Origin of the sequence: Kitasatospora sp. MAA4 (genome assembly GCF_029893355.1) — a bacterium.
Taxonomy (GTDB): domain Bacteria; phylum Actinomycetota; class Actinomycetes; order Streptomycetales; family Streptomycetaceae; genus Kitasatospora.
On sequence record NZ_JARZAI010000023.1, the window covers coordinates 1 to 19,604 of the forward strand.

Here is a 19,604-nt window from a genome sequence, read left to right on the forward strand (position 1 = left end):
GAATCTCCAACCCCGATCAGAGATCGAGGCCGGGGATGTCAACATATCTGGCGTTGACTTTTGGCACGCTGTTGAGTTCTCAAGGAACGGACACTGTCTTCAAGCCGCTCTCGCAAGCTCTCCGAGTGTTTCGTTCTGCGCTAAGCTTATCAGATAAGTTTCACTCCGTTTTACCCGGAGTTTCGCTTTATCTTCCTTGCCCTTCGGCGCTTCCAGACTCTATCAGGTTTCCCTGACCGCCTTTTCCCGCCGGCCGCATCTGAATATTCCTGCCGACCTGCCCGATTGGGCCGGTCAACGACGCGACCGTGGAACTGTACGTGGCCCGCGGCGCCCCAGGCAAATCCGCTCCGCAGACGCCTCGGGCCCGGTCTTCCGCCCTCCCGGAGGAGGCAGGGAACGACCGGGCCCAAGGGCGATGACTCAGCGGACTTCGGTGATCTCCGGGCCGCGCGCGAACGGGCTCAGCGTCGCGTCACCAAAACGCGAGGCCTCGGCCTCGGGGGTGCCGACACCGCCGTCCGCCACCATCTGGGCGTCCTCCGGCAGCTTGAGCACGATCGGGTCGCGCGGAGCCATCGGGGTCTCGCCCCGGACGACCACGGTCTGCCGGAAGACCTGCTCCAGCACGCTCGCGGACTCCGGTTGGACTGCTGCCTGACCAGAGATGACGCCGCGCAGGAACCAGCGCGGGCCGTCACAGCCGACGAAGCGCACCAGCTGCACGCCGTGCGTGCCGTCGGGCAGCTGCACCGGAACCTGGGCGCGGAGGTGCCAGCCCAGCGGGCCCTCCTCCTCCTCGACCAGTCCGCCCTGCGAGGTGATGCCGTTGGCGATCTCCTCGCGGACCTCGCCCCAGATGCCCTCGGACTTGGGGGCGGCGAAAGCCTGCAACTGGATGGCGCTGTTGCCGAGCACCAGGGTGGCCGCGACGATCGCGTCGCCCGCCACCTCCACCCGGAGCTCCATGCCCTCGACGCCCGGGACCAGCAGACCGCCCAGGTCGACCCGGCCCTCCTCGGGGCTCTCCAGCTCGGAGTGGTCCCACGGACCGTCCGGGCGGGGGGCGGGCGGCAGGCCCACGCGGTCGGCCGGGTCCACCTCCAGCTCCTCGGCGTCGGTCAGCGGCTCGCTCTCGGAGTCGGCGAAACCTTCGACGTCATCGGCCGTCTCGTCGGCGCTGATGGCGTCCTCGGTGAGCGGCTCGACAGCGTCCTCGCTCTTTTGGCGACGACGGAACACGGTCACTGTCCTTCCCGGTCGCAAGACCGATGCGAATACCTGAGCGGCTGCGGTCCCTTAGACCGCGGCATGGCCACCGGTCGACCCGAACCCGCCTTCGGCTCGTGCAGACCCGGGCAGTTCGGCCACCTCGTGGAAGCGGGCCTTCTCGACCTGCTGGATCACCAGCTGAGCGATACGGTCCCCACGGCGGAAGCTGACCCGCTCACGCGGATCCAGGTTGACGACGATCACCTTGATCTCACCACGGTACCCGGCATCGACCGTCCCTGGGGCGTTCACGAGCGCAACTCCGCAACGAGCTGCCAGTCCTGAACGCGGGTGGACGAACGCGGCGTAACCATCCGGCAACGCGATGGCGACACCGGTCGGGATGACCGTCCGCTCGCCGGGTTCCAGGTCCGCGTCAGCGGCGGCGCAGAGGTCCGCGCCGGCGTCGCCCGGCTGGGCGTACGAGGGCAGCGGAAGATCTGGGTCGAGCCGCCGGATCAGGACATCGATCTGCGGGCGGGCGGTGCTACTCACGGATTCACCTCGAAGGCTCTGGCACGCATCAACAGGTCAGGGTCCCCCAAGGCTGCCTTGATGTCCTCGGGACGACCGTGCGTGGTGAAGTGTTCCAGCTTCACCTGGATGAAGAGTGCCTGCGCCCGGATCGCGACCGGTCCCTCGGGCCCGCCTATCCGGCCCTCGGCCGCGCAGTAGATCTTCCGGCCGTGCACGCCGGTCGCCCAGGCGTGGATGTGCAGCAGTGAGTCGACCGGCACCGGCCGGACGAAGTCACTCTCCAGCCGCCCGGTGACCGAGGAGGTGTGCAGCAGCCAGTTGAGCGTGCCGAGGGTCTCGTCCATGGCCGTGACCAGCAGGCCTCCGTGGGCCAGCCCGGGTCCGCCCTGGTGGACCGGCCGGACCAGGAACTCGGCCGTGACGTCCACGCCCTCTCCGGCCCGCGCCTCCAGCTGGAGCCCGCCGCTCTGCTGCGGTCCGCATCCGAAGCAGTGCGCGTAGTGCGAGTTCAGCACCGTGCCGGGAGCCGGGGCCAGCGCGTGGCGTTCCGGTGTCCGGGCGTCGTCGGGCGGGGTGGCGGGCGAGCGGTAGCCGGTCGCCGGCTGGGAGGGGCGGTCCTGCTCGGCGGGCGCGGCAGAGCCCTGCGGAGCGGAAGAGGAGGCAAGGGGTCCGGTCACAGACGCCGACCCTACCGGCCGGTAGGAAACGCCGCACCGGGTGTCCACGGCCGCCGATCCGGGGGGGCTGCGCCGAGCCGCCGAGGAATCGTGCTCACAATGGGGGCATGTACGACGAACGCCTCACCGCGCCCCGCTCCTGGTGGCTGCTGCCGATCGGCTGCGGCCTCTCGTTCGGCCTGGTCTTTCTGCGCTTCGGCCCGGTCCCCGGCCTGATCGGCCTGGTGGCGGGAATCGTCGCGGGATCGATGGGGCTCAGCAGCTACGCCTCCGCCCGGATCCGGGTGGTGCAGGGCTCGCTGGTGGCCGGCAAGGCCCGGATCCCGCTCTCCGCGCTGGGCCGCGCCCAGCCGCTCGACGCCGAGCAGGCGGTCGCGTGGCGGTCGGTCAAGGCCGATCCGCGGGCCTTCATGCTGCTTCGCAGCTACGTCCGTACGGCACTGCGGGTGGAGGTCACCGACCCCGCCGACCCGACGCCGTACCTCTACCTCTCCACCCGGGACCCGGACGGCCTGGCGGCCGCCATCGCGCAGGCCAAGGGCTGACCTGCACAGCAGCGGTACAAAGGCGAAGGGACGGTCCCGCTGAGCGCGGGATCGTCCCTTTCCTTACTGTGTGCGGCCGCAACGGTTGCGGTCGCGAGATCAGCCTCCGGGCCGGTCACCCGGCCCGGACGGGGCGGTGTGCCGGGACGGTGACTGTGCCTCGCACAGGGGCCACCGGGCCCGGACCATTGCCGCCCGATGATCAGGCCCCGCAGTCCCGGCAGATCGGGTTGCCGTTCTTCTCGCTGTACAGCTGGCTGCGGTGGTGCACCAGGAAGCAGCTCATGCAGGTGAACTCGTCGGCCTGGCGCGGCAGCACCCTGACCGAGAGTTCCTCGTTGGACAGATCAGCGCCGGGCAGTTCGAGGCCCTCCGCCGCTTCGAACTCGTCGATGTCGACCGAGCTGGTCGACTTCTCGTTTCGACGCGCCTTGAGTTCCTCGATGCTGTCCTCGTTGAGGTCGTCATCGGTCTTGCGCGGGGTGTCGTAGTCCGTTGCCATGTTCGCTCTCCCCCTCTGGGTGTGTGCGGTATCTCCAGCGCACGTAACGCATGAGGGGCCGGTGTTGTGCCCGACCCGAGGCCGAGATTGTGCCTTACTTCAAGCCCTGTTACTCAATCGACACTCAGCGACGGGCCCGATCAGGTGATCGAACCACTCTTCCGAGGGCTTGCGCAGTGTTGCCGCCGGAGGTCGACGGTCCACCGGTTTCGAATACGGAAGGTGATGGTACGCCTTGCCGGGCCGGTGCGCCAGGCCCCCTCCGCCCAGGTGGGAACCCCGTTTGCCATCCACCTGAGCGGAGTGGCCGCCCCCGGATACGGCTACGCTCCGCGATGATCACCACCCGCCGGACGATCACTCAGAGAGATCATCCGAACGAGTGGGGCCGCCAGATGTGACGTTCGTCACGTTGCGGTATTTTTCGGACGAAACTGCTGGAACCGCCCCGCCCGCCGGCGCCGCCGGAGACTACTTCCGGGCGGCGTTGGCAGCGCGTCGGGCCAGCAGCGCGGCCTGCCGCTCGTCGAAGCGGGTGGCCTGGGTGTCCAGGCCCTCCAGGAAGAGGCCGAGCTCCTGCTGGGCCTGCAGGCCGGCCGGGCCGAGGCCGCCGATCTCCATCACCTTGAGGTGGCGCAGCACCGGCTGCAGCACGTCGTCGTGGTGGATCCGCAGGTTGTAGATGCCGCCGATGGCGATCTGGGCGGCCGAGCGCTCGAAGCCGGGCATCCCGTGGCCGGGCATCCGGAAGTCGGTGACGACGTCGCGGACGGCCTGCATGGCCAGGTCCGGAGCGATCTCCAGGGCGGCCTTGAGCAGGTTCCGGTAGAAGACCATGTGCAGGTTCTCGTCGTTGGCGATCTTCGCCAGCAGCTGCTCGCAGAGCGGGTCACCGGCGTAGTGGCCGGTGTTGCGGTGCGAGATCCGGGTGGCGAGCTCCTGGAAGGCCACGTAGGCCACCGAGTGCAGCATGCTGTGCGAGTTGTCGGACTGGAAGCCCTCCGCCATGTGCTCCATCCGGGCCCGCTCCAGGGCCACCGGGTCGACCGCACGGGTCGCCAGCAGGTAGTCCCGCAGGGCGATGCCGTGGCGGCCCTCCTCGGCCGTCCAGCGGTGCACCCAGGTCCCCCAGGCACCCTCGCGCCCGAACATGGTGGCGATCTCGTGGTGGTAGCTGGGGAGGTTGTCCTCGGTGAGCAGGTTGACCACCAGCGCGATCCGGCCGAGCGGGGTGACCTTGGACTGCTCGAGCGCCCAGGCCTCGCCGCCGAGCACACCGTCGAAGTCCCGCCCCTGGCTCCACGGGATGTACTCGTGCGGCATCCATTCCTTGGCTATGGCCAGGTGCCGGTTGAGCTCGGTCTCGACCACCTCTTCGAGCGCGAGGATCAGTCGGGCATCGGTCCAGACGGTCGAACCGGTGCGCTGGGCGGGTGCGATGGTCACGACGGTTGCTCCTGAGGGGACGGGACACTTACGGATGCGTAGGTTACGCCACCGTAAGTTGTTCGGACCGCAAATGACAAGTGCCCTGGCCAGCCCCTTCGCACTGCGCGAGGGGGCGGACCAGGGCAACGAGGGTCGACCGGGACCGATTCAGGCGCCGGGAATCCGCACCCGCATGGTCAGTCCGCCGCCAGGACGGGTGGACGCCTCGATGGAGCCGCCGTGCGCCCGGATCACCGAGCGGACGATCGACAGGCCCAGCCCCACGCCCTTGTCGCTGCGCGTGCGGTCGGCGCCCTTGACCCGGCGGAACGGCTCGAAGATGTGCTCCAGCTCGTAGCCGGGGACGACCGGACCGGTGTTGCTGACCACCAGCTCGCCGAGGCCGCCGGGGCCGATCGTGGTGGTGATCTCCACCCAGCCGTCCGGCAGGTTGTAGCGCACCGCGTTCTGCAGCAGGTTCAGCGCGATCCGCTCCAGCAGCACGCCGTTGCCCGAGACGGTGGCCGGCGTCAGCGTCGAGCGGATCTCCACCTCGCGCTTGGCCGCCTCCGACCGGATCTGTTCGATCGCGCGTACGGCCACCTCGGACAGTTCGACCGGTCTGCGGTCGGTCAGCTCGTTGTCGCTTCGGGCCAGCAGCAGCAGACCCTCCACCAGCTGCTCGCTGCGCTCGTTGGTGGCCAGCAGGGTCTTGCCCAGCTGCTGGAGGTCGGCGGAGGTGTTCGGATCCGACAGCTGCACCTCCAGCAGCGTCCGGTTGATCGCCAGCGGCGTGCGCAGCTCGTGCGAGGCATTGGCCACGAAGCGGCGCTGGGAGTCGAAGGAGCGGTCCAGCCGGTCGAGCATCCCGTCGAAGGTGTCGGCGAGCTCCTTGAGCTCGTCGTCCGGGCCGTCCAGTTCGATCCGGCGGTGCAGGTCGGAACTGGCCACCTCGCGGGCCGTCCGGGTGATCCGGCCGAGCGGGCGCAGCACCCGGCCGGCCATCGCGTAGCCGGCCGCGAAGGCGATCAGCGCGAGCGCCACCAACACGGTCAGCGACTTGCGCAGCAGGGTGTCCAGCGCGGTGTGCGACTGCGAGTTCTGGATGCTGTCGATGTAGGCGTTGAACTGGGGTCCGGTCAGCAGCTGACCGTCGGCGGTGCGCACCACCACGTCCGGGCTGATGTTGATCTTCGGCAGGGTGGCCTGTTCGAAGGCCTGCCGGACGAAGAAGTACATCAGCAGCAACAGCAGCACCCCGGCCATCAGGAACATCCCGCCGTAGAGCAGCGTGAGCCTGATCCTGATCGTCGGACGGAACGGGAGCCAGCTCAGCCCGTCACCCGGCCGGTACTCCTCGGGCTGCGGCCAGCCGGCCGGATGTGGCGGGCGGTCGGGGCGCGGCGGCACGGTACGGGAGCTGCCGGAGGCCCCGCCGGCGGTGGGCGGGGTGGTCATGAGTGTCGTCCCCTTGCGTGGAGAGGCGTGGAGAGTGAGTGGGAGGGGGAGGCGGGGGTCAGATCCGGTAGCCGGAGCCCGGCACGGTGACGATGACGGCCGGGTCGCCGAGCTTGCGCCGCAGCGTCATCACGGTCACGCGGACCACGTTGGTGAACGGATCGGTGTGCTCGTCCCAGGCCTTCTCCAGCAGCTGCTCGGCGGAGACCACGGCCCCGCCGGCCCGCATCAGGACCTCCAGGACGGCGAACTCCTTGGGCGCGAGCTGGACGGGCCTGGTGTCGCGCAGCACCTCGCGGCGGCCCGGGTCCAGGGTGATGCCGGCGCGTTCCAGGATGGGCGGCAGCGGAGCGGTCGAGCGGCGGCCGAGCGCGCGGACCCGGGCGACGAGTTCGCTGAAGGCGAACGGCTTGGGCAGGTAGTCGTCGGCGCCGATCTCCAGCCCCTCCACCCGGTCGCTGATGTCGCCGGAGGCGGTCAGCATGATCACCCGGGTGGCCAGGCCCTGTTCGACGATGCTGCGGCAGACGTCGTCGCCGTGCACCAGCGGCAGGTCGCGGTCGAGCACCACGACGTCGTAGTCGTTGACCGCGATCCGCTGCAGTGCGGCCTCGCCGTCGTACACCACGTCGACCGCCATGGCCTCGCGGCGCAGGCCGGTGGCGACGGCTTCGGCGAGCAGCTGCTCGTCCTCGACGACAAGTACCCGCACGGCGGTTTCCCTTCTCTGGCGCGGGCGGTCGCCGGCGGCTGCCGCGGCCCTGCCCGATCCGCTGTCTCCCGGCCCACCGCGAGGGCCCGGGTGGGCCTGCGGACCCGGGCACCGGAGCCGGGCACGCGCGGCGGGATCCGGAGGGTCCCGTGGCTCGGGCTACGGCTCCGACGGTCCCTCCATCCTGCCTGGTGCGTGCGTAAAGCACCGGTAAGAGGGGCCGCCGACCCCCTCCCGGGGCCCGGCGGGCGACCGGCTCCGGCCATCGACGGCAAGGGCGCGGATTGTGACAAAGGCAACTTTCTCGACCTGAGGAGGTTTCCGCGCGATGTGGCTGGGGAGGACGATTGCACACCCGCGATCACGCCGTAGGTCGATCGCACCCACCCGCCGCGCGTTTCATCCGCACCGGTCGGGGGATCGCAGTTCACGGAGCGGCCCGAGGCCGCAGCAGCGCCGGTGCCGGGGCCAGCCGACCGGTCGGGCGCAACCGAAGGACCTCGCACCTCCCCAAACCGGAGAACGCACGACCGCGCACGTCCGACACAGCAAGGGGGCCTGCCGCATGGACGCCTTCACCGCCGGAATTCTGCAGCGTATTCAGAACGCCGAGCAGGATCTGCACCGCGCTCTCGAGTCAGGGGACGAGTTCCTTGCCGAAGTGGAGCAGTCCGAGCTCGACGACCTTCGCCGTCTCGCCGCCGATCACGGCGTCGAAACGGTCTCTGCTCTGCCCCGTAGCGCCTGACCTGGCGCTACGGACCGGGGTCCCACAGCTCCCCCGGTCCGATCCTCACTCCCCTTCCGGGCCGGTTGACCGGCCCCCTAGACGTTCCGAGCCCCGGCGCGACCCACTGCGCCGGGGCTCGGTCCATCTCCCACAGGGCTTCAGTCGTGCCAGGCGCCGAGCGTCTCCAGGCGGTCCTGGAGGAGCTCGAAGACGCCGGGCGGGGCGGCGACGGTGAGCTCGCCCGAGGCCTGCCCACCCGGACGGCCTCCGGTCAGCGCGCCCGCCTCCCGGGCGATCAGCGCACCGGCGGCAAGGTCCCAGGGGGCGAGCCCGCGCTCGTAGTAGCCGTCGAGCCGGCCGGCCGCGACGTCGCAGAGGTCGACCGCCGCCGCGCCGCCGCGCCGGATGTCGCGCAGCTCCGGCATCAACTGCCGTAGCACGTCGGCCTGGTGCACGCGAGCCGACTGCACGTAGTTGAATCCGGTGCCGATCAGCGCCTGCCCCCACGGCGGCGCCGGGCGGCAGCCGATCGGGCGGCCGTCCAGCAGTGCGCCGCGGCCGAGGACCGCCTGGAAGGTCTCGCCGCGGGCCGGTGCCGCGACCACGCCGACCACCGCCTGGCCGTCCAGCTCGGCGGCCACGCTCACCGCCCATCCGGGCAGCCCGTACAGGTAGTTGACGGTCCCGTCGAGCGGGTCGACCACCCAGCGGACACCGCTGCGGCCGGACCGCTCGGTGCCCTCCTCGCCCAGGTAGCCGTCCAGCGGGCGGCGGTCGGCGATCAGCTCGCCGATCAGCTTCTCGGAGGCGAGGTCCATCTCGGTGACGACGTCGACCGGGCTGCTCTTGGTGGCCGCCACCCCGAGGTCGGCCGGGCGGCCGTCGCGCAGCAGTTCGCCGGCTTGCCTGGCAGCCTCCAGGGCGACGGCGAGGAGCTCGTCCAGCAGATCTTGGTCGGGCACGGTGGTCCTCCAGGAAGGAACGGGCGGGGTCAGGAGCGCTGGGCGGCGGCGGGGCGCGGCGCCCGCGGGTTGGGGCAGCAGGCGACGGCGCAGACGTCGTGACTGGCGCCGAGCGCCCCCAGCGCGCAGCGCTCGACCGCCAGGCCGCGCTCGGCCGCCGCCCGCTCCAGCACGAGTTCGCGCACCGCCGCCGTGAAGCGCGGGTCGGCGCCGACGGTCGCTGCACGGGCCACCGGCAGGCCCAGCTCCGCGGCCCGGGCGGCGGCCTCGGTGTCGAGGTCGTACTTGACCTCCATGTGGTCCGAGACGAACCCGATCGGGACCATCACGGCAGCGGCCGCGCCGGCGGCGTGCAGCGCCTCCAGGTGGTCGCAGATGTCGGGTTCCAGCCACGGGATGTGCGGGGCGCCGCTGCGGCTCTGGAAGACCAGCTCCCAGGGCCGGCCGGCCACCCCGGTCGCCTCGGCCACCGCCTCGGCCACCAGCTGGGCGACCTCCAGGTGCTCGGCGACGTACGCGCCGCCCGGGGTGCCGCGGGCGGGGTCCTCGGGCGCGCCGGAGGACTCGGCCATCGAGAGCGGGATCGAGTGCGTGGTGAAGGCCAGCCGGGCGCCGTCGCGGGTGTCGGCGGGCAGCTCGGCGATTGCGGCCAGGGTCGCGTCGATCATCGGGCGGACGAAGCCGGGGTGGTTGTAGAAGTGCCGGAGCTTGTCGATGGTCAGCGCCGGCAGCCCCTCCTCGGCCAGCTGCGCGAGCGCGTCCGCGAGGTTCTCGCGGTACTGGCGGCAGCCGGAGTAGCCCGCGTAGGCGCTGGTGGCCAGGACGGCGATCCGGCGGTGACCGTCCTTGGCCATCTCGCGCAGGGTGTCGACCAGGTAGGGGGCCCAGTTCCGGTTGCCCCAGTAGACCGGCAGTCCAAGGCCGTGCGCGGCGAAGTCCTCGCGCAGCGCGGCGAGCAGCTCGCGGTTCTGCTCGTTGATCGGGCTGACACCGCCGAACAGGAAGTAGTGCTTGCCGACCTCGGCCAGCCGTTCCTTCGGGATGCCCCGGCCGCGGGTGACGTTCTCCAGGAACGGCACCACGTCCTCGGGTGCCTCCGGGCCGCCGAAGGAGAGCAGCAGCAGCGCGTCGTAGGGGGCGGGGTCGGTGAGGGTCTGCGCGTCGGACATGGCACCGATCCTGCCACTGCGCGCGGGAGGGCCGCGGGCCGGGCCACGCGGGTCGCGAGCGCAGGATCCCGTTTGCCAAGCTTCGTAAGCTATCTAGAGGACCAACGTTCCTTACCACCCGGAGCCCTCGTGCTGTCCAGCTACCGTCAGATCTTCGCTGCGCCGGGAAGTCTGGCCTTCTCCAGCGCCGGTTTCGTCTCCCGGCTGCCGATCTCGATGACCGGGATCGGCATCGTGACCATGCTCGCCGAGCTGCGCGGTTCGTACGGCCTGGCAGGCGCGGTGTCGGCGGTCGTGGCGGTCTCGGCGGCCGCGCTCGGGCCCCAGGTCTCCCGGCTGGTGGACCGGCTCGGGCAGCGCCGGGTCGCACGTCCGGCCACCGTGCTGACGGTGCTCTTTGCGATCGCCCTGCTGCTGAGCGCGCACTACGGCGCACCCGACTGGGTGCTCTTCGTCTGCGCGGCCGGGATGGGCTGCATGCCGAGCACCGGCGCGATGGTCCGGGCCCGCTGGGCGCACCTGTACCGCGAGGACGGTCCCAAGCTGCACACCGCGTACTCGCTGGAGGCGGTGGTCGACGAGATCTGCTTCATCGTCGGACCGATCCTGGCGATCGGCCTGGCCACCTCGGTCTTCCCGGAGGCCGGACTGATGATGTCGGTGGCCTTCCTGGCCGTCGGCGTGGCGCTCTTCACCGCGCAGCGCCGGACCGAGCCACCGGTGCACCCGGAGGCCGGCGGGTCGGGCGGCTCGGCGGTTCGCTCGCCCGGGCTGCGGGTGCTGGTGCTGACCTTCGTGGCCACCGGTGCGATCTTCGGTGCGGTCGAGGTGGTCACCGTGGCCTTCGCCCAGAAGCAGGGGCACACCGCCGTCTCCAGCCTGGTGCTGGCCGTCTACGCGCTCGGCTCGGGCCTGGCCGGGGTGGCCTTCGGCGCGCTGAAGCTGCCCGGCACGCTCGGCCAGCGGTTCCGCGTCGGCGTCTCGGTGATGGCGGTCAGCATGGTGCCGCTGGTGCTGGTGGCGACCTGGGTCACCGGGGTGGCCGGGCTGGTGGCGCTCGGCGGTGCGCTCTTCGTGGCCGGGCTCTCGATCTCGCCGACCATGATCACGGCGATGGGCCTGGTCGAGCGGCTGGTCCCCGCCGCCCAGCTGACCGAGGGGATGACCTGGACGACGACCGGGCTGGCGATGGGCGTGGCGCTCGGCTCCTCGGTGGCCGGCGTGGTGGTGGACCGGGCGGGCGCGGCCACCGGGTACTGGGTGCCGGTGGCCGGCGGCGTGTTCGCCGCGCTGACCGCGCTGGCGGGCGGCCGGTGGCTCCGCACCGCGGACGAGGCCACCGCCTCCGAGGCCGTGCCGGTCCCCCACGGGTGACCGCAGGGGCATTTACCCGCGCCGGGCTGGTGGTTAGGCTCCCTACCCACTGGTAGCGCCCTGAGCAGGAGGCCCCCGCATGCCCCCCACCGTGACCCCCGGCCGCTGGAGCAACTGGGCGGGCAACCAGAGTGCCGATCCCTGCCAGGTGGTCACGCCCTCCTCCACCGACGAGCTGGCGGCGGTGGTCCGGCAGGCCGCCGAGGACGGGCGGACGGTCAAGGCCGTCGGCTCCGGGCACTCCTTCACCGCGATCGCCTCGGCCGGCCACGGCGTCCTGGTACGACCGCACGGCCTGACCGCCGTCCGCGAGCTCGACCGCGCGGCCGGCACCGTCACCGTGGAGTCCGGCCTGCCGCTCTCCCACCTCAACCGGCTGCTGGCCGACTCGGGCCTGTCGCTGACCAACATGGGCGACATAGAAGTGCAGACCGTCGCCGGGGCGACCAGCACCGGCACGCACGGCACCGGGCGCGACTCGGGCTCGCTGTCCGCCCAGGTCAAGGCCGTGGAGATGGTGCTCGCCGACGGCACGGTCCAGCACTGCTCGCCCACCGAGCAGCCCGAGCTGTTCCAGGGCGCCCGGCTGGGCCTGGGCGCGCTCGGCCTGGTGAGCGCGCTGACCTTCGGCGTCGAGCCGGCCTTCCTGCTGACCGCCCACGAGCAGCCGATGAGCTTCGACCAGGTGATCGGGGACTTCGACGACCTGACCGCGGTCAACGAGCACTTCGAGTTCTACTGGTTCCCGCACACCGACCGCTGCAGCACCAAGCGCAACAACCGCAGCCAGGGACCGGCCGCCCCACTGCCGAGGTTCAAGGCCTGGCTGGACGACGACTTCCTCTCCAACACCGTCTGGGAGGGTGCCTGCCGGGTCGGCCGGGCCGCCCCGGCGAGCATTCCGACGATCGCCTCGATCGCCAGCCGGGCCTGGTCGGAGCGCACCTACACCGACGCCGCGTACCGGGTGTTCACCAGCCCGCGCCGGGTGCGCTTCACCGAGATGGAGTACGCGGTGCCGCGCGAGGCGGCCGTCGGCGTGCTGCGCGAGCTGAAGGCGCTGGTCGAGCGGTCGCGCTGGCGGATCAGCTTCCCGGTGGAGGTCCGCACCGCGCCCGCCGACGACCTGTGGCTCTCCACCGCCAGTGGACGGGACAGCGTCTACATCGCCGTCCACCTCTACCGCGGCACCGCCGAGCAGGGCTACTTCACCGCCGTCGAGCAGCTGATGGCCGCTCACCAGGGCCGTCCGCACTGGGGCAAGCTGCACACCCGGGACGCCGACTACCTGTCAGGCGTCTATCCGCACTTCGCCGACTTCACGGCGCTGCGCGACCGGGTCGACCCGGATCGCCGGTTCGCCAACGACTACCTGCGGCGCGTCCTCGGCAAGTAGCTCACGGGGATGGCGTCGCAGCCCCGGACGCGGCCGGCGGGACGGCCTCCGACGGGGTCGCCGAGTGGGCCGGGGGCGGCGTCGGGGTGGGCGTGGCGGTGGGCGTGGGGGTCGGGGTCGCGGACGGGCTCGGGGAGGCGGCGCCGGAGGAGCGCGAGGCGTCAGGGGAGGACGTCGGGGACGGCGAGGCGGAGTCCGAGGCTCCGGCGCTCGCGCCCGCGCTCGTCGAGGAGCGCGGCGTCGTCGGCGCGCTCGGGCTCTGCCGCTCGGCCGGGGGCCGCTCGGGCGCACGATCCGGCTTGCCACCGCCGCCGGGGAAGATCGAGGTGCCGCCGCCGTCCTGGCCGGTGGTCATCGAGTGCACGCTCTTCCCCCAGGCCAGCTCGACGCTCACGATCGGCACCATCGCGATCCCGAAGACCAGGGCCGAGACGGCCGTGTAGGTCTTCCAGGTCCAGCGCCGGCGTGCCCTGAGCACCGGGGAGTCGTTCCACTCGCCGCTCGGCCCGTCGGGCAGCCAGGCGGCCGGTACGGGGGCAGTGTCGGTCAGCGGCACCTGCGTCAGCGCGTTGACGCCGGGTCCGGCCGCCCGGTCGGTGACCTCGCGCAGCTGCTCGCCGGTGCGCCGGAAGACATGGTGGAAGACCGCGCCGCCGGTGGTCGCGCCGACGCTGACCACCGCCGCGCCAATGATCGTGCCGTAGACCCCGAGCTCGGAGGCGAGCACCGCGCCGACCACCGCGGCGAGTGCGCTGGCCGCGACCTGGGCGACGCTCAGGTCGATCCGCTTGCGCCCCTCGGCTGCCCCGCCGGCCCGGCCACCACCGGGCTCGGCCCGGTCCCCGGTGACCGCCCGCCCGTTCTGCTGCGGCATCGGTTCCCCTCCCTCAATGTCTCGCACAATTCGTCCATCCATCCGATAAGTCCAACCATCTTGCACAAAGAAGGACACAAGGGTCGAAAATCCACCACCTTGCAGTCGATATATGTGAAGATGATCACCGTCAACTGATCGGCGGTCCGCCATCGGAGTCAGCAGTCTTGAGATTCCCGTGAATCGCGGGAGACTTGAGCGGCGAGCCGCCCCTGTGGATGCCACGAATGGAGTACTGTTCGTGGAGCCTGAGCCCTCGGTCATGCTCTCGACTGCCCGTCAACACGGCAGAACGGACAACCCGGCCCGGGCACGCACGGCGGCGCTCGACCCGAACCGTCGCTCCACATCCACGTGCGGGGAACGGCAGGGAGCCAGGGCGCGGCGTCGCAGGTCGACGCGGCGAACAGGCAACCGTGCCACAGCGGCGTGACTGGACGGAAGTCCGACACGCCGGAGAACTCTGCAAGGTTGTGGCAACTCGCCAGTGGGCAGGCCACACTCAGTACGGGAGCAGCGACGCAGGTGACGTCGGCAGGCACCACCCGGGAGGTAACCGTGCCCGAACTGCGCGTCGTGGCTGTCAGCAATGACGGCACACGGCTGGTCCTCAAGGCTGCCGACAGCACGGAGTACACCCTCCCCATCGACGAGCGGCTGCGCGCCGCCATCCGTGGTGACCGACCGCGCCTCGGCCAGATCGAGATCGAGGTGGAGAGCCACCTCCGCCCCCGCGACATCCAGGCGCGGATACGAGCCGGCGCCTCCGCCGAGGAGGTCGCCCAGGCCGCCGGGATCTCGGTGGACCGGGTCCGCCGCTTCGAGGGCCCGGTGCTCGCCGAGCGCGCCTTCATGGCCGAGCGGGCCCGCAAGACCCCGATCCGTCGGCACGGCGAGAGCACCGGACCGCAGCTGGGCGAGGCCGTCGCCGAGCGGCTGGTGCTGCGCGGCGCCGAGAAGGACACCGAGCGGTGGGACTCCTGGCGCCGTGACGACGGCACCTGGGAGGTCGTCCTCTACTACCGCGCCGACGGCGAGGGCCGCTCGGCGAGCTGGACGTACGACCCGCCCCGGCGCCTGGTCCAGCCGATCGACGACGAGGCCCGCGCGCTGATCGGCGAGAACGTGGAGCGCGAGGAGGACTCGGTCTTCCCGTTCATCCCGCGGATCGCCCGGCTCCCCCACGACCGCCCGATGCGCCCGATGATCGAGCGCCCCTCGGCGGACCGGATCATGTCCCCGCCGCCCGAGCGGATCGCGGCCCGCGAGGCGGCGGCCACCGCCGCCACGGCCGAGGCCCGGGATTCGCTGACCAGCCTGCTGGACGTGGTCCCGGCCTTCCGCGGCGACCTCGCGGTCGGCCCCTCGGCGATCGAGGCGGCACCGCCGGTCGAGGACGGCCAGCTGGTCGAGGAGCCGGCTGCCGCCGCGGCACCGGCCGTCGGTGCGGGCTCGGCGTACGCGGACATCCTGATGCCCCGGGCGGTCGCACCGCACCGGGAGCGGCTGGTCGGCACCACCGACCGGCAGGCCGAGGCGGACGGCGTGCGCCCGGGCCGCCGGGCCACCGTGCCCAGCTGGGACGAGATCGTCTTCGGCAGCCGCCGCAAGAAGCAGGAGTAGCGAAGACCGACCTGCCGGTCGGTCTAAGGGGGGCCCTCTCCACGGAGGGCCCCCCTTTTCGTCCTGCTCAGCCGCGCTCGGCCCCCGTGGCGGCCGGCCGGGCCGGGTCGCGGGACCACTCGCTCCAGGAGCCCGGGTACAGCGCGGCCTGACGCCCCGCCAGCTCCAGGGCCAGTGCCTGATGCGCCGCGGTCACCCCCGAGCCGCAGTAGACCCCGACCGCCTGTCCCTCCGCGCCCAGCGCGCGGAACCGCTCCGCCAGCTCGGCGGCGGGCAGGAAGCGCCCGTCCGGACCGAGGTTCTCGTTGGTCGGCGCGCTGACCGCGCCCGGGATGTGCCCGGCCCGCGGGTCGATCGGCTCGGTCTCGCCGCGGTAGCGCTCGCCGGCCCGGGCGTCCAGCAGCAGGCCGCCGCGGGCCAGTTCGGCGGCCTGGTCGGCGTCCAGCGTCGGCAGCTGCCCGGGGACGGGCTTGAAGTCGCCCTCGCCCGGCGGCGGAACCTCGGTCGTCTCCGGCCCGCCGGCCGCGCGCCAGGCGGCCAGGCCGCCGTCCAGCACCCGGACGTCGCCGTGGCCGGCCCAGCGCAGCAGCCACCAGGCCCGGGCCGCCGCCATCGACGTGTTCGCGTCGTAGACCACCACCGCACGGTCCGCGTCGACCCCGGCCCGGCGCAGCGCGGCGCCGAACTCCTCGGGGTCCGGCAGCGGGTGGCGCCCGCCGACGCCCACCGGGACGGGCGGGGCGGCCAGTTCGCGATCCAGCTCCAGGAAGTGGGCCTGCGGCAGGTGGCCGGCCGCGTAGTCCTCGATGCCAGCCGGGCCGCCCAACTGCCAGCGGATGTCCAGCAGTACCGGCGGCTGCGGACCGGCCAGGGCCTGCACCAGCTCGTCGGCGGAGATCAACGGAGAAGTCTTGTCCATGGCGGCCATTGTGCCGCCTTCGACGGTCGCTTCGGGCTACGGAGTGCTCTTTGTACGGTCTTTGCCGTGGCGTCCGCGCGCTCCTGCGGTGTGTCGTCCGCGGGGAGTGGGAGCATCTGGGCCTGGGGCCCGCGCCGCCGGGCCGGGTGCCCCCGCGAGGAGGCCTGTGATGACTGCGGTGAAGGTCCGGGTGGCGCAGGGAACGCCCTGCTGGGTGAGCCTGGTGGTCCATGACCTGGAAGGCGCCGAGGCCTTCTACGGTCCGCTGCTGGACTGGAGTTTCACCCCCGGACCGGCCGAACTCGGCTGCTACGTCCGGGCCAGCCTGCACGGCGCGAAGGTCGCCGGGATCGGGCTGGCCCCGGCCGACTCCGCACTGCCGACCGAGTGGACCACCTACTTCGCGGTGGACAGCGCCGACGACGTCTCGCAGCGGGTGCGCGAGTGCGGCGGAACGGTGGCGGTCGGTCCGCTGCAGTCCGGGGCGGCCGGGCGCCTGGCCGTCGCCGCCGACCTCTCGGGCGCGTTCTTCGGCCTCTGGGAGGGACGCGAGCACCTCGGCTGGGAGGTGGTCGGCGAGCCGGGCGCACCGGTCTGGAGCGAACTGGTCACCAACGACGAGCCGTTGGCCGCCGCCTTCTACGGCTCGGTGCTGGGCCGCGCGGTGGTCGAGGCGGACCCGTCGGCGCTGGCCCGCGGGGACGAGGAGGCCACGCTCCAGGTGGACGGGCACCGGGTGGCCGGCATCCGGCAGACCGGCGACCTGCGGGACGGCCCGCCGCGCTGGCGGGTCTACTTCGCGGTCGCGGACGTCGATCCGACCGTGCACCAGGCGCTTGCCCTGGGCGGCAGCCTGCTGGTGGCGCCCTACGACACGCCGTACGGACGGGTGGCCCGGCTGGCCGATCCGGAGGGCGGCCGGTTCTCGATCGTGAAACTGCCGTAGCCGAAGGGACTTTCAGCCCTCGAAGGGCAGCACGTCCGGGGAGAGGGCGGCCGCGCGGGCGGTGGCGGCGGTGAGCCGGCGGCGGTGGTGGCGGCGGCAGAGTACCTCGTAGCCGACCTCGTCCTCGCTGACCGCGACGTCCCCGACCACCACCTGCGGCCCCTCGACCACCATCACCCCGCCCACCGTACGGGCGTTGTGGGTGGCCCGTGCGCCGCACCAGCAGAGCGCCTCGACCTGAAGGATCTCCACCCGGTCGGCGAGCTCGACGAGCCGCTGGGAGCCGGGGAAGAGCCGGGTGCGGAAGTCGGTGGTGATCCCGAAGGTGAAGACGTCGATGCCCAGTTCGTCCACCACCCGGGCGAGCTGGTCGACCTGGTCGGCGGCGTAGAAGTTCGCCTCGTCGCAGATCAGGTAGTCCACCCGGCCGCCCGCCGAGAGCAACTGCACCACGTAGAGGTGGAAGTCGAAGCCCTCGGTCACCTCGACCGCCTCGGCCCGCAGGCCCAGCCGGCTGGAGATGGTGGAGGCCCCGGCGCGGTCGTGGCGGGCGAAGATGATCCCCTGCCGGCCGCGGGCGGCGTGGTTGTGGTTCATCTGCAGCGCCAGCGTCGACTTGCCGCAGTCCATCGTGCCGGAGAAGAACACCAGGTCAGCCATGGGTGGAGCGTGGGCCTTTCGGGATGGGGGTGATCAGCCGCGGACTTCGAGCAACGGCACGAACTGCTCGACCGGGGTCATCGATCCGTGCAGCCCGGTCATCGCGGACTCCCCCGGCTCGCTGCGCGAGGCGATCACCGCGATGTCGTCACGGGCTGCGGCGACCACGTCGCCGATCCGGTGGTAGACCCGGTCGTCCACGGACGGGCCGAACCAGCCGGCCGCTATCGCCTCGTCCCGGGTGGCGACCCACATCCGGTCCCCGAGCACCTCGCTCCAGACCATCTGCACGTCGGCGGCCGCGCCGGGGACGGCGTACACGTGCCGGGCCCGGGCCTCACCGCCGAGCAGCGCGACGCCTGCGCTCAGCTCCCAGTCGTCGTCGAAGTCGATCCGGTCCTCCGGCGCGATGTCGATCATGCCGTGGTCCGCGGTGACGTACAGCGCCGAGCGCGGCGGCAGCTGCTCGGCGAGCCGCTGGGCCAGCCGGTCCACCGTGTTGAGCATCATCCGCCACTCGTCGGAGTCCACGCCGTAGCGGTGGCCCATGCCGTCCAGCTCGCTGACGTACGTGTACACCAGCGTCCGGTCCGCGGCGGCCAATTGGCGGGCCGCCAGGTCCATCCGCTCCTCGCCGGTGGTGCGGCCGAGGAACTCGCCGCCGGAAAGCGCGACCTGGGTGAGCGGGGTCTGCGCGAAGAGCGGCGAGGAGACCTGACTGGCCGCCACACCCGCCGCGTGCACCCGCTCGAAGACCGTCGGGTACGGCTGCCACTCGCGGGGGTCGACCGGGGGCTGCCAACGCAGCTGGTTCATCAGCTGGTTGCGCCCCGGGATCGCCACCGTGTAGCCCGCCAGGCCGTGCAGACCGGGCGGCAGGCCGGTGCCCACCGAGGCCAGCGAGGTCGCGGTGGTGGACGGGAAGCCCGCGGTGAGCGGCCGGGCCGTGCCGCCCAGCGAGCTGGGCAGCAGCGAGGTCAGGAAGGGCGCGTACTCCGGGTGGCGCTTGATCAGCTCCCAGCCCATGCCGTCGACCAGGAAGACGCAGACCCGGTCGGCCGGTTCGATCGGCAGCGTGCTGGTGAAGCCGGGCACGCCGAGGCCGGCCGCGACCGAGGGCAGCAGGTCGCAGAGCGAGCCGGTGCCGTAGCTGGGGACGGGCGCGTCGGCGGGGACGAGCAGTTCGAAGGCGTCGTGATCCGACGGCGGGGTGTAGGACATCGCGGGGTGCCGGGCCTCAGGAGCGGGTGCTGATGGTGGCCTCGGACAGCGCCCGGGCGAAGACCAGGGCCTGGGCCACCGTCTCCGGTCCGTCGCCCGCCTCGCTGACCCGCAGGGACAGGTCGTCGGCGGTGGCCGAACCGGTGTAGCCGTGGTCGGCCTCGCAGTTCGGGTCCGAGCAGCCGGCGGGCTCCAGGTCGATGCGCTGGACCGCTCCCCAGCCGATCGTCAGCACCACCTCGCGCGGCAGCGTGCCCGGGGTGTACGTCTCCGGGTTGGCCACCATGCGGCTGAGCACGACCGAGCCGATCCGGTCCAGGCGCACGCATTCGGTGGAGGTCGTGGCGTAGGGCACCGGGCTGGTCGCGTCGGCGGCCTGCTCGTCGGTGTGGCTGACCACGAACCTGGAGGCGGTCAGCACCAGCACGGTCACGTGCCGACGCACCTCGTTGGCGTCGAAGGTGGTCTCCTGGTGGACCAGGTAGGAACTGATCGGCTCAGGGCCCACCGCGGACTCCACGGCCTCGGACACCAACGCGGGGTAGTAGCCGCTGCGCTCGATCGCCGAGCGCAGGTCCTGCGTGGTGGTGGTACCGGTCTTCGCCATAACTCCATCCTGGCATGTCCCGCCGACGGAGCGGGCTGGACTGCGCCGTACG

Annotated in this window: 20 protein-coding genes; 6 read left to right on the top strand and 14 right to left on the bottom strand. The window is 72.1% G+C overall.

What is annotated here, in order from left to right; all coding sequences use genetic code 11:
- Positions 1-423: 423 nt before the first annotated feature.
- Genes P3T37_RS26965 through P3T37_RS26975 form a run of 3 tightly spaced genes read right to left on the bottom strand, consistent with a single transcriptional unit; the run spans position 424 to position 2,285 of the window.
- Entirely contained in the window at positions 424-1,242 is an 819-nt protein-coding gene (locus P3T37_RS26965; protein WP_280726491.1) for a DUF3710 domain-containing protein, read from the bottom strand.
- Between the two features lie 57 nt (positions 1,243-1,299).
- Positions 1,300-1,743: a dUTP diphosphatase gene (gene dut / locus P3T37_RS26970; RefSeq protein WP_280726577.1), complete on the bottom strand. Its 444-nt coding sequence runs from the start codon at positions 1,741-1,743 to the stop codon at positions 1,300-1,302.
- A gap of 20 nt (positions 1,744-1,763) precedes the next feature.
- On the bottom strand, positions 1,764-2,285 hold the full coding sequence (locus P3T37_RS26975; RefSeq protein WP_280726578.1) for a PaaI family thioesterase: 522 nt from the start codon (positions 2,283-2,285) through the stop codon (positions 1,764-1,766).
- Positions 2,286-2,533: 248 nt separating this feature from the next.
- Here P3T37_RS26975 and P3T37_RS26980 point away from each other — a divergent pair, with 248 nt between their 5' ends.
- A complete protein-coding gene (locus P3T37_RS26980) occupies positions 2,534-2,971 on the top strand; it encodes a DUF3093 domain-containing protein (protein ID WP_280726492.1) in 438 nt (145 codons plus the stop codon).
- A 202-nt stretch (positions 2,972-3,173) separates the two neighbouring features.
- On the opposite strand, the gene P3T37_RS26985 is transcribed toward P3T37_RS26980, so the two are convergent.
- From P3T37_RS26985 to P3T37_RS27000, 4 genes are all read right to left on the bottom strand, one after another.
- Positions 3,174-3,473 (bottom strand): DUF4193 domain-containing protein, encoded by a 300-nt coding sequence (locus P3T37_RS26985; protein ID WP_035797594.1) that lies wholly within the window; start codon positions 3,471-3,473, stop codon positions 3,174-3,176.
- Positions 3,474-3,944: 471 nt separating this feature from the next.
- Complete coding sequence (locus P3T37_RS26990; RefSeq protein ID WP_280726493.1) at positions 3,945-4,919, bottom strand: acyl-ACP desaturase; 975 nt, start codon at positions 4,917-4,919, stop codon at positions 3,945-3,947.
- A 150-nt stretch (positions 4,920-5,069) separates the two neighbouring features.
- Positions 5,070-6,359: a HAMP domain-containing sensor histidine kinase gene (locus P3T37_RS26995; RefSeq protein WP_280726494.1), complete on the bottom strand. Its 1,290-nt coding sequence runs from the start codon at positions 6,357-6,359 to the stop codon at positions 5,070-5,072.
- Between the two features lie 58 nt (positions 6,360-6,417).
- Entirely contained in the window at positions 6,418-7,071 is a 654-nt protein-coding gene (locus tag P3T37_RS27000) for a response regulator transcription factor (protein WP_280726495.1), read from the bottom strand.
- Positions 7,072-7,636: 565 nt separating this feature from the next.
- Between P3T37_RS27000 and P3T37_RS27005 the strand changes: the two genes are divergently transcribed.
- Positions 7,637-7,819, top strand: coding sequence for a hypothetical protein (locus tag P3T37_RS27005; RefSeq protein ID WP_280726496.1), 183 nt, complete (start codon positions 7,637-7,639; stop codon positions 7,817-7,819).
- Between the two features lie 140 nt (positions 7,820-7,959).
- On the opposite strand, the gene P3T37_RS27010 is transcribed toward P3T37_RS27005, so the two are convergent.
- Together P3T37_RS27010 and P3T37_RS27015 are read right to left on the bottom strand one after the other, a co-directional pair.
- Positions 7,960-8,763 (bottom strand): inositol monophosphatase family protein, encoded by an 804-nt coding sequence (locus P3T37_RS27010; protein ID WP_280726497.1) that lies wholly within the window; start codon positions 8,761-8,763, stop codon positions 7,960-7,962.
- 29 nt (positions 8,764-8,792) lie between these two features.
- The gene (locus P3T37_RS27015; protein ID WP_280726498.1) at positions 8,793-9,932 is read right to left on the bottom strand and encodes a ferrochelatase; all 1,140 of its coding nucleotides are present in this window, start codon (positions 9,930-9,932) and stop codon (positions 8,793-8,795) included.
- A gap of 129 nt (positions 9,933-10,061) precedes the next feature.
- Between P3T37_RS27015 and P3T37_RS27020 the strand changes: the two genes are divergently transcribed.
- Both P3T37_RS27020 and P3T37_RS27025 read left to right on the top strand, forming a co-directional pair.
- A complete protein-coding gene (locus tag P3T37_RS27020) occupies positions 10,062-11,306 on the top strand; it encodes an MFS transporter (RefSeq protein WP_280726499.1) in 1,245 nt (414 codons plus the stop codon).
- 79 nt (positions 11,307-11,385) lie between these two features.
- Positions 11,386-12,702 carry a D-arabinono-1,4-lactone oxidase gene (locus tag P3T37_RS27025; protein WP_280726500.1) on the top strand — a complete coding sequence of 439 codons (1,317 nt, stop codon included), beginning with the start codon at positions 11,386-11,388 and terminating at the stop codon, positions 12,700-12,702.
- 1 nt (position 12,703) lies between these two features.
- On the opposite strand, the gene P3T37_RS27030 is transcribed toward P3T37_RS27025, so the two are convergent.
- The gene (locus tag P3T37_RS27030) at positions 12,704-13,576 is read right to left on the bottom strand and encodes a hypothetical protein (RefSeq protein WP_280726501.1); all 873 of its coding nucleotides are present in this window, start codon (positions 13,574-13,576) and stop codon (positions 12,704-12,706) included.
- Positions 13,577-14,101: 525 nt separating this feature from the next.
- On the opposite strand from P3T37_RS27030, the gene sepH reads away from it, so the two are divergent.
- Positions 14,102-15,199 carry a septation protein SepH gene (gene sepH, locus P3T37_RS27035; protein WP_280726502.1) on the top strand — a complete coding sequence of 366 codons (1,098 nt, stop codon included), beginning with the start codon at positions 14,102-14,104 and terminating at the stop codon, positions 15,197-15,199.
- 67 nt (positions 15,200-15,266) lie between these two features.
- On the opposite strand, the gene P3T37_RS27040 is transcribed toward sepH, so the two are convergent.
- On the bottom strand, positions 15,267-16,118 hold the full coding sequence (locus tag P3T37_RS27040) for a sulfurtransferase (protein ID WP_280726503.1): 852 nt from the start codon (positions 16,116-16,118) through the stop codon (positions 15,267-15,269).
- Positions 16,119-16,287: 169 nt separating this feature from the next.
- On the opposite strand from P3T37_RS27040, the gene P3T37_RS27045 reads away from it, so the two are divergent.
- A complete protein-coding gene (locus P3T37_RS27045) occupies positions 16,288-17,064 on the top strand; it encodes a VOC family protein (RefSeq protein ID WP_280726504.1) in 777 nt (258 codons plus the stop codon).
- A 12-nt stretch (positions 17,065-17,076) separates the two neighbouring features.
- Here the strand turns inward: P3T37_RS27045 and P3T37_RS27050 are convergent, their stop codons facing one another.
- The 3 genes from P3T37_RS27050 to P3T37_RS27060 are packed head-to-tail and all read right to left on the bottom strand — an operon-like array spanning position 17,077 to position 19,552.
- Complete coding sequence (locus P3T37_RS27050; RefSeq protein ID WP_280726505.1) at positions 17,077-17,724, bottom strand: thymidine kinase; 648 nt, start codon at positions 17,722-17,724, stop codon at positions 17,077-17,079.
- Positions 17,725-17,757: 33 nt separating this feature from the next.
- On the bottom strand, positions 17,758-18,945 hold the full coding sequence (locus P3T37_RS27055) for an alkaline phosphatase family protein (RefSeq protein WP_280726506.1): 1,188 nt from the start codon (positions 18,943-18,945) through the stop codon (positions 17,758-17,760).
- A 16-nt stretch (positions 18,946-18,961) separates the two neighbouring features.
- Positions 18,962-19,552 carry a DUF5998 family protein gene (locus P3T37_RS27060; RefSeq protein WP_280668616.1) on the bottom strand — a complete coding sequence of 197 codons (591 nt, stop codon included), beginning with the start codon at positions 19,550-19,552 and terminating at the stop codon, positions 18,962-18,964.
- Positions 19,553-19,604: the final 52 nt, after the last annotated feature.